Annotated in this window: 9 protein-coding genes; 5 read left to right on the plus strand and 4 right to left on the minus strand. The window is 29.3% G+C overall.

Annotation, left to right across the window (positions count from 1 at the left end):
- Positions 1-81: 81 nt before the first annotated feature.
- Positions 82-654 carry a hypothetical protein gene (locus BM384_RS12350; RefSeq protein WP_090014021.1) on the plus strand — a complete coding sequence of 191 codons (573 nt, stop codon included), beginning with the start codon at positions 82-84 and terminating at the stop codon, positions 652-654.
- A gap of 148 nt (positions 655-802) precedes the next feature.
- On the opposite strand, the gene lepB is transcribed toward BM384_RS12350, so the two are convergent.
- The 4 genes from lepB to murC form a co-directional block, all read right to left on the minus strand.
- Complete coding sequence (gene lepB, locus BM384_RS12355; protein WP_090014023.1) at positions 803-1,366, minus strand: signal peptidase I; 564 nt, start codon at positions 1,364-1,366, stop codon at positions 803-805.
- A 122-nt stretch (positions 1,367-1,488) separates the two neighbouring features.
- On the minus strand, positions 1,489-2,709 hold the full coding sequence (locus BM384_RS12360; RefSeq protein ID WP_090014025.1) for a NupC/NupG family nucleoside CNT transporter: 1,221 nt from the start codon (positions 2,707-2,709) through the stop codon (positions 1,489-1,491).
- 567 nt (positions 2,710-3,276) lie between these two features.
- On the minus strand, positions 3,277-4,095 hold the full coding sequence (locus tag BM384_RS12365; protein WP_090014026.1) for a purine-nucleoside phosphorylase: 819 nt from the start codon (positions 4,093-4,095) through the stop codon (positions 3,277-3,279).
- Positions 4,096-4,268: 173 nt separating this feature from the next.
- The gene (gene murC, locus BM384_RS12370) at positions 4,269-5,642 is read right to left on the minus strand and encodes a UDP-N-acetylmuramate--L-alanine ligase (RefSeq protein ID WP_090014028.1); all 1,374 of its coding nucleotides are present in this window, start codon (positions 5,640-5,642) and stop codon (positions 4,269-4,271) included.
- 201 nt (positions 5,643-5,843) lie between these two features.
- On the opposite strand from murC, the gene purR reads away from it, so the two are divergent.
- From purR to BM384_RS12390, 4 genes are all read left to right on the plus strand, one after another.
- Entirely contained in the window at positions 5,844-6,659 is an 816-nt protein-coding gene (gene purR, locus BM384_RS12375) for a pur operon repressor (RefSeq protein ID WP_090014030.1), read from the plus strand.
- Between the two features lie 122 nt (positions 6,660-6,781).
- Positions 6,782-7,066: a septation regulator SpoVG gene (spoVG, locus tag BM384_RS12380; protein ID WP_090014032.1), complete on the plus strand. Its 285-nt coding sequence runs from the start codon at positions 6,782-6,784 to the stop codon at positions 7,064-7,066.
- A 174-nt stretch (positions 7,067-7,240) separates the two neighbouring features.
- A complete protein-coding gene (gene glmU / locus BM384_RS12385) occupies positions 7,241-8,608 on the plus strand; it encodes a bifunctional UDP-N-acetylglucosamine diphosphorylase/glucosamine-1-phosphate N-acetyltransferase GlmU (RefSeq protein ID WP_090014034.1) in 1,368 nt (455 codons plus the stop codon).
- 55 nt (positions 8,609-8,663) lie between these two features.
- A complete protein-coding gene (locus BM384_RS12390) occupies positions 8,664-9,623 on the plus strand; it encodes a ribose-phosphate diphosphokinase (protein WP_090014036.1) in 960 nt (319 codons plus the stop codon).
- Positions 9,624-9,772: the final 149 nt, after the last annotated feature.

Here is a 9,772-nt window from a genome sequence, read left to right on the forward strand (position 1 = left end):
TCATATCTTTATTATAACTCTTTTTGAGAAATATCCACTTTTAACTTGTACTATTTATATTCTAGCTCCAGTGATGTAGATTTGGAAGTTAAAATTGCAGATAGACATGTTAAATTTTTGAATTCAGAAACACTTAATAATTTTTTTAAAGGACATATTCTAAAAAAGAAGGTTGATGTCCCTTTAATAATTATATATAGCTATTCAGAAGATTATATATTAAAATTGCTTTACTTTTTAAGTTTTAAGTTTAGAAATGATGGATATTATTCAGCTGGAATTTATAATAAACCTATAGCACTATTATATGGGTTAGAATATATTCCAATTATAAATAGTTGGGATATTAATCAGTTTAAAGATAAAATCGAAGCATTACATAGATCTTATAACTTTGATATTATTATTTTAGGTATAGTTGTTAATCAAGAGAAAACTATAATATATAAAATGAATTCTATATTAAAACCAGATATAAATATATTGAATTTTAATTCTTATATTCAAAAAATATTATCTGATGAAGATTTGCCAATAGAGATAGACGATATATCAAACTTGAAAAATAAGTTTGGTTCTAATGTCGTAGAAGATGATAAATTTCATTCGTTATACCATAAAATTCTTAATATTCTTATACCGGATAAAAACTAGTTATTATAATAATAAAATTTTAAAATATATAATTTTTATATTTTTTGAATACAATTTTAATAACCGCATTTTAGATATTAATACAAAAATGTATTTATAAATAGTATACTATCTATAAATGCATTTTTGTATTATAACTATAGTTTTTTTATTTTACACTTCCAAATTTTTTAAGAGGAAAAGTTCTAAATAGTACTTTACCTTGAATATCAGATTCATCTATAAAATGATTTTTCCAATATCTTGAGTCTAATGAGTTGTTTCTGTTATCTCCTAAGAAAAAGTATTTGCCTTCAGGAACATCATAAACTCCATCAGTTTTTTTATTTGTTTTAGAATCCGATGGATACTTAACATAATCTTCAACTAAAACTTCTCCGTTTACGCTTACAACACCATCTTTTATTTCTATGTGGTCATTAGGAAGACCTATAAGTCTTTTTACCATTGTTTCATCTAATTCCTTAGAATCAAAAACAACTATATCTCCACGCTTTAATTTTTCAGGATGATAAATTCTTTCTGTCATAAATTTTTCTTGTTCTTGAAGAGTTGGCAGCATTGAGCCAGAAGGAACATTGATTTGGAAAATTAAGAATTTCCGTATTAAATATGCAACTATAACTGCTATTAAAATTGGAAGGATCCAGTCTGTTAAAATTTTTTTTACTTTTAAAGTACTTTTAGTTTCATTTGTTGTTTCATTTGTCATTATGATTTCACCTCTCTATTTATTTGATACCCTTATGCAATATTATATATAATTTGTAATAAAATACAAATAAGAGGCAAAAAAAGATATCTGCAAAAAAATGTAGATATCTTATAAATTATTTAGAATAGTATTCCAGTTATTGTTGCACTTAAGCAGCTTGCAAGAGTACCACCTAATAATGCTTTGAATCCTAAATTAGCAATAGTTCCTTTTTTATCAGGTGCCATACCACCAATACCACCGATTTGGATAGCTATTGAACTAATATTAGCAAAACCACATAATGCATAAGTTAAAATTACAATAGATTTTGCGCTTAGTACACCACTTTGTATATAATTAGATAAACTAGAGAACGCAACAAATTCATTTAATATTATCTTTTCACCGATTAAACTTCCTGCTATAGAAAGATCTGAAACAGGTACACCCATAAGAAAAACTAATGGGGAGAATATTTTACCAAGTATCCATTGGAAACTAAGTTCAGGGAATCCAAATAAACCACCAACTGCACCTAAAACATAATTTAGTAAAGCCATTAATGCAACAAAGGCAATAAGCATTGCACCAACATTTAAAGCTAAAGCTAAACCTTCACTTGCTCCGTTAGCTGCTGCTTCTACAACGTTAGAAGCTGTTTTTTCAGTTTCTATGTTGATAGTATTTTTTGTTTCAGGTTCTTCTACTTCAGGTATTAATATTTTTGAAAGTACAAGACCTGCTGGAGCTGCCATTATACTTGCAGTTAGAAGATGTCCTGCACTAACTCCCATAGCAACATACCCAGCTAAAACTCCTCCAGATACTGTTGCCATACCACCAACCATAACAGTAAGTAATTCTGATCTAGTCATATCCTTTATATATGGCTTAACTAATAAAGGAGATTCAGTCTGTCCTAAGAATATATTCCCAACAGCACTTAAAGTTTCAGCACCAGAAGTACCAAGAAGTTTACATATACCTTTTGCTATAACCTTAACTACAGCTTGCATAATACCTAAATAATAAAGAATAGACATTAATGCAGAGAAAAATATAATTGTAGGAAGTGTATTTATAGCAAATATGTTTCCGTAAGTTAACGTATCAGTTAAACTTCCAAATAAGAATGAAGTACCTTCGTTAGTAAAGTCAATTAATTTAGTAATACCATTACTGATAAATTCGAAGAAAGCTCTACCAGCTGGGACTTTTAAAACTAATAGAGCAAAGACAAGTTGTAATCCTAATCCGATTCCAACTAATCTCCAGTTGATTTTCTTCTTGTTTTCAGATAATAAAAATGAAATACCTAATATCGCAATTATCCCAAGAATTCCAATAAATCTGTCCAATGTAATTTCTCCTTTTCTTTTGTATAGAATAATATCTTTAGTGTTATATCTTAAATGGATATATTATATACCATAAGATTTACAAAATTATTATTTGCACATTTATAGTTTCTATAACGGCTACTTAATAAAATAATCAGTTAATGAGTTATATTCTAAAAAATGGCAAAAAATATATAGTATAATCTAAATAGATAAAAAATATAATCTATTTAAATTAAACCACATATAAGCTTATAATAAAAACAGGATAATTTCAATAAAATTTATACTTATATTATATTTTTTGTATCGGTAGAAATAAATTAAAAAAAGAGACTATATTAATGTGAATTTTTTACTAATATTTTCATTAAATTGGAAGATAAATTATTCGAACTGGATTATATAGTTACTATACTTATCTTTAAAATTACTTTTCTTAACCCTATTTTATTTATCATTGAATCAATAACATGGTACAGTTAGTTTGAAGATAGGGCAAAAAAAGATTTACTTTATAATTAGTAGAGCAGAGCAACTATAGGGCAAATAGTAAATGAAGAATATGATAAATAAAAAAAGCCCTTAAAGGGCCTTAATTAGTGAAGTCATAAGATTCATAAATTTTGTTTTTACCATATTAGAAACTTCTATTACTTCTTCGTGATTTAAAGGCTTTTTAAGAATTCCAGCAGCCATATTTGTTAAACAGGATATACCAACAACTTTAATAGATGAGTGATTTGCAATTATTACTTCAGGAACAGTAGACATACCAACAGCATCTCCACCTAAAGTTTTTATCATTCTAATTTCAGCTGGTGTTTCATAAGAAGGACCAGTCATTAATGTATAAACACCTTCTTTTATATCTATGTTATTTTCATTAGCTACTTTTTTTACTATATCAATTAATTCAGGATTATATGCATTAGACATATCAGGGAATCTAACTCCAAACTCATCAAGATTTTTTCCTATAAGAGGGTTAGTTCCAGAAAGATTAATATGATCATTTATAATCATAAGATCTCCAGGTTTAAAGTTTTCATTAACTGAGCCAGCAGCATTAGTAACAACAATAGTTTGAATACCTAGAAGCTTCATTACTCTTACAGGAAAAGTTACTTCTTCCATGATGTAACCTTCATAGTAGTGAAATCTTCCTTGCATTGCAACAACAGTTTTTCCATTAAGAGTTCCAATTACAAGTCTACCTTCGTGTCCTTTAACAGTTGATACTGGGAAGTTTGGTATAGTTTCATAAGGATAAAATTCTGGATTTTCAATAAGATTTGCAAGATCTCCAAGACCTGAACCAAGTATTAAACCTATGCTTGGCTTATAGTTACTTTTTTCTAATATATATTCAGCTGATGATTTTATTTTATTTAGTAAATTCATAATAACACTTCCTTAATATAGATTTTTAATTAGATTTTCATATACTCGGTACTTTTAACAAATACAGATTAAATATAGATTATATTAAAAAATACTAATTTACAATTATAAAATGGAATTTAGATAAAAAAAGAGGATAGATTTTAAATTATCTACCCTCAAAGAAAATTAAATTATTTTAAGAATTTATCACCTACGATTACTACGTCTCCTGCACCAACAGTAAGAACTAAATCGCCAGATTTAACATTATTTTTAAGATATTCAGCTGCTTCATCATGAGAATGAACATTGATACATTTTAAATTAGTCTTTCTAATAGCATCACCTAATTCATCAGAAGAAACAAGACCTGTATCTTTTTCTCTTGCTGCATATATATCCATTAATATAAGTTCATCTGCATCTTCAAAGCAGTGAGTAAATTCATCAAATAAAGTTTTTGTTCTTGTATAAGTATGAGGTTGGAATACACAATAAGTTTTATTATGAGGTATTTTCTTAGCAGTGCTTAAAGTTGCTTTTATTTCAGTTGGATGATGAGCATAATCATCAATTACTGTAACCCCATCTTTTTCACCTTTAAACTCAAATCTCTTATGAGCTCCTAAGCATTTCTTAAGACCAGAAATTATATCTTCGTGTGATACTCCAAAAATAAGTCCTACAGAAGTTGCAGAAAGAGCATTTAATATATTGTGCTTTCCAGGATTATTTAATGTAAGATTGAATAATTCTTTTCCATTTTCACAAACAGTGAAACTAGCGCATCCTCTATTATCAAAAGTAACATCCTTTGCTGTTAAGTTTTCATCATCAAAACCATATGATACAACATTACAATCTGCTTCTGAAAGAATTTGTTTTACTCTCTTATCTCCGCCATATCCTATTAAGTAACCATCTTTAGGTATAAGTGTTGAGAACTTCTTAAATGCTTCGTATATATGATCAATATCTCTATAATAGTCAAGATGGTCTGCATCTATATTTAATATTATTCCTATATAAGGGAAGAATTTTAAGAATGATTCTTTGTATTCACAAGCTTCAGTAATAAAGTAATCACTTTCACCTATTCTATAATTACCACCTATTAAATCTAAATCTCCACCAACTAGTATTGTAGGATCTAAGTTTCCTTCCATAGTGATACTTGAAATCATAGAAGTACAAGTTGTCTTTCCATGAGTACCAGAAACAGCAACATTGTATTTATGACCTTTCATTATATGTCCTAAAAACTCAGCTCTATTCATAAGTGGGATATTTTGCTTCTTTGCTTCTGCCAATTCAGGGTTTGACTCTGGTATTGCAGCAGTATATACAACTAGGTCAACATCAACTAAATTGTTTTTATCATGTCCTATGTATATTTCAGCACCTTTTTTTCTAAGTTTGTCTAGAACGCTTGATTCTTTAAAGTCTGAACCAGAGACTCTATATCCGTTATTTAGTAGAACAGCAGCAAGTCCGCTCATACTAACTCCACCAATTCCAATGAAGTGGATTTTCATGTGTTTATCATTAATAAAATCAAATGACAAAAAGATCAACCCCTTTTTAATTATTTACAGTTATAATTATATACAAAAAAATAAAATTGAACACATATTCAAGAAATATAAACAAAATAATAAATATAATAAAATGTATTGCCAATACTTATGTTATAGAATAAAATATGAATATTAGGGGGAAAATTATACTAGAAAGTTCGTATTTTTTAAATATGTGAAGGTGAGAATATGGAGAAATTAACCAGAAATAGCAGGGTTGTAGCTATTACAAAAATATTAATGGAAAAACCAAATAAGATAATAGGGTTAAATACATTTTCGGAATTGCTTAATGCAGCTAAGTCTACTATAAGTGAAGATATTGTAATTGTAAGAGAAACCTTACAAAAACTTCAAATGGGGCGCGTAGAGACTATATCAGGAGCTGCAGGAGGAATAAAATTCATACCAGATATTGGAGAAGACAAAAGAAAACAATTTGCTCTTGAACTTTGTGAATTATTAAAGGATGATGGCAGAGTTATAGCTGGGGATTTTATATATATGACAGACCTTATGTACAATCCTAATATTATTGGTAAAGCAGCAGTAATTTTATCAGCATGTTTTGAAAAATTGGATGTTGATTATGTAATAACAGTGGAAACAAAAGGAATTCCTTTAGCATATGAAGTTGCAAAAAATTTAGGAGTTCAATTAGTAATTGCAAGAAGAGATATGCAAGTTACAGAAGGGCCAACTGTTTCTATAAATTATGTATCAGGAACAACTAGGCGTCTTCAACAAATGTCTTTATCTAAAAAAAACATGAAACCTAACAGTAAGAGTATCTTTATAGATGACTTTATGAAAGGTGGAGGAACTGCTCAGGGAATTAAGGAGCTATTAAAAGAATTTGATAGTGAATTAGTTGGAATAGGGGTACTTCTAGATAATAAAGAGGTTGAAAAGAAATTAGTTGATGAGTATGTATCAATTGTAGAGTTCAAATCTGTTGATGAATCATCTATTAGAGATATAAGACCATCTAAAATGTTTAGTTAAATAAGAAAACATTCACTTCTATCTCATAAAAAAACAAAATTAATAAAATTTTCTAAATAAAAAGAGGATTTTGGTTATATATGGAGAATTAATACCATATAAAGCAACTGGAGGTGGAGTGAATGCAAATCACAGACGTTAGAATTAGAAAGATAGCCGCTGATGGAAAGATGAAGGCTATAGTTTCTGTTACCTTTGATAATGAATTTGTTGTACATGATATTAAAATTATTGAAGGACAAAATGGATTATTTATTGCAATGCCTAGCAGAAAGACACCAGATGGAGAGTTTAAGGATATAGCGCATCCTATAAACACAGAGACTAGAGAAAAAATTCAATCTTCAATTTTAGAAACTTATGAAAAAGTTAAAAATGAAGAGTCTGTTGAGGAAACTATTGAATAATAGTAACTTTAATAAAAATAAAAGGGGGGGGACTTCCTTTTATTTTTTTGGGGAAAAGGTTTGCAAAACTTGAAATAAAAAAATCTTTTAAATATAATAGTAAGGGTATGCTAAATTAATAAAATTTATTTAAATTGGTATATAAATTAATGTTTGACATAATGAGGTGATATTATGTATAAATGTGCACTTATATTAGCAGCAGGACAAGGGAAAAGAATAAAGTCTGACCTTCCAAAGGTTTTACACAAAGTTTGTGGAAAAGAAATGGTTAATCATGTTATAGATAATATGAGATCAGCAGGAATTAATGACGTTAATGTTATCGTAGGAAAGGGATCAGAGCTTGTTAAAGCTGGTACAGAGTCAAGAAAAGTATCTTACTCATTGCAGGAAGAACAATTAGGAACAGGGCATGCAGTAAAGTGTGCTAAAGACTTTCTACAAGGTAAAGATGGTGTAGTAGCAATATTTGCAGGAGATGCACCGCTAACAAAGGTAGAAACTATTAATAAATTAATGGAAGAGCACATAAATAAGAATAATTCCGCTACATTACTATCTGCTATTGTTGAAGATCCAACTGGATATGGAAGAATAATTAGAGATGGCGATGAAGTAGTTAAAATAGTAGAACATAAAGATTGTTCTGAAGAAGAACTAAAAGTTAATGAAATGAATGCAGCAATGTATTGTTTCGATATTAAAGATTTATTAGATTCATTAGATGAATTATCTAATGACAATAATCAAGGAGAATATTATTTAACTGATGTTATTGGTATTCTAAAAGAAAAGAAAAAGAAAGTTGGAGCTGTAGTTACAGAATATGAAGATACTATTGGAGTAAATTCAAGAGCTCAACTTGCTGAAGCAGAAGAAATTCTTAGAGAAAGAATTAATAGAACACATCTTGATAATGGAGTTACATTGATAGATCCAAGAACAACTTACATTGGAGTAGATGTTAAAATTGGTAAAGACACAATAATATATCCTAACAACATACTAGAAGGTAATACAGTAATAGAATCAGGATGTACATTGTTACAAAATAATAGAATTAAGGACAGCTATATAGAAACTGGAGTAGAAGTTCAATCTTCAGTTATACTAGAAAGTAGAGTTGGAGAAAATACAACAGTTGGCCCATTTGCTTATATAAGACCAGAATCATCAATAGGTAAAGGGGTTAGAATAGGTGATTTTGTTGAAATTAAAAAATCAACAATTGGAGATGGAACTAAGGTTTCTCATTTAACTTACATTGGAGATGCAGAAGTAGGTGGCGATTGCAACTTTGGATGCGGAACAGTAGTAGTTAATTATGATGGAAAAAATAAAAATAAAACAATAATCGGAAACCATAGTTTTATTGGATGCAATACAAATTTAGTCTCACCAGTCGAAGTTGCTGATAATACTTATATTGCAGCTGGTTCAACAATAACTAATAAAGTTGAAGAAGGCGATCTTGCAATAGCAAGAGCAAAACAAAGAAATATCAAAGGCTGGGTTGAAAAAAAGGGTTTAATGAAATAATTAATATAAATTATACCAAATACCTATAGTTAAAATTAAGGAGGTCCTAACCAATATGTTAACTCATGGAAATAACATTAAAATATTCACTGGTAATTCACATCCTGAATTAGCTAGAGAAATAGCAGAGATATTAGGCGTTCCAGTAGGAAAGTCAAAGGTATCTACTTTCAGTGATGGAGAAATATCAGTTGATATTAATGAAACAGTTAGAGGAGCAGATGTATTTATCGTACAATCTACTTGTTCACCAGTTAATAACAACCTAATGGAACTTTTAATCATGATAGATGCATTTAAGAGAGCATCTGCAGGAAGAATCACAGCAGTTATCCCATACTATGGATATGCAAGACAAGACAGAAAAGCTAAGTCAAGAGATCCAATTACTGCAAAATTAGTAGCAGACCTTTTAACAGCAGCAGGTGCTCATAGAGTATTAACTATGGACTTACATGCAGCTCAAATTCAAGGATACTTCAATATTCCAGTTGATCACTTACTTGGATCACCAATATTAGCAAAACACTTTGTTGATAAGGGATTAGCAGATCAAGATGATGTAGTTGTTGTATCACCAGACCTTGGTAGCGTTACAAGAGCTAGAAAGTTTGCTGATAGACTACATGCACCAATAGCTATAATCGATAAGAGAAGACCTAAAGCTAATGTATCTGAAATAATGAATATAATTGGAGACGTTGAAGGTAAGAGATGTATCTTAATAGATGATATGATAGATACAGCAGGAACTATAACTAATGCTGCTAATGCATTAAAAGATTTAGGAGCTACAGCAGTTTATGCATGCTGTACACATGGAGTTCTTTCAGGACCTGCTTTTGAAAGATTAAACAGCTCTGCAATAGAAGAACTAGTAATGTTAAACACAATTACATTACCAGAAGATGCTGATACAAGTAAGATTTCTTCATTATCAGTTGCACCAATCTTTGCAGAAGCAATTCAAAGAATTTATGACGACGAACCAATAAGTAAATTATTCGAATCATAAGATTACATATATTAAGGAGTACGAAAGTACTCCTTTTTTAATGCATAGTAAAGCATAAAATTTTTTTGATGTTAAACACTGATTTTGCCTGGCTTTCTCATATGGAAGTTGTCAAATGCATTAAAAAATAATTGTAGGCCGCAAAAGAA

Origin of the sequence: Clostridium sp. DSM 8431 (genome assembly GCF_900116755.1) — a bacterium.
Taxonomy (GTDB): domain Bacteria; phylum Bacillota; class Clostridia; order Clostridiales; family Clostridiaceae; genus Clostridium.

What these genes read in the sequence shown, in the direction of transcription:
- spoVG (WP_090014032.1), top strand. Translation starts at nt 6,782, where the DNA reads ATGCAAATCACAGACGTTAGAATTAGAAAGATAGCCGCTGATGGAAAG.
- lepB (WP_090014023.1), bottom strand. Translation starts at nt 1,366, where the DNA reads ATGACAAATGAAACAACAAATGAAACTAAAAGTACTTTAAAAGTAAAA.
- BM384_RS12390 (WP_090014036.1), top strand. Translation starts at nt 8,664, where the DNA reads ATGTTAACTCATGGAAATAACATTAAAATATTCACTGGTAATTCACAT.
- BM384_RS12365 (WP_090014026.1), bottom strand. Translation starts at nt 4,095, where the DNA reads ATGAATTTACTAAATAAAATAAAATCATCAGCTGAATATATATTAGAA.
- glmU (WP_090014034.1), top strand. Translation starts at nt 7,241, where the DNA reads ATGTATAAATGTGCACTTATATTAGCAGCAGGACAAGGGAAAAGAATA.
- purR (WP_090014030.1), top strand. Translation starts at nt 5,844, where the DNA reads ATGGAGAAATTAACCAGAAATAGCAGGGTTGTAGCTATTACAAAAATA.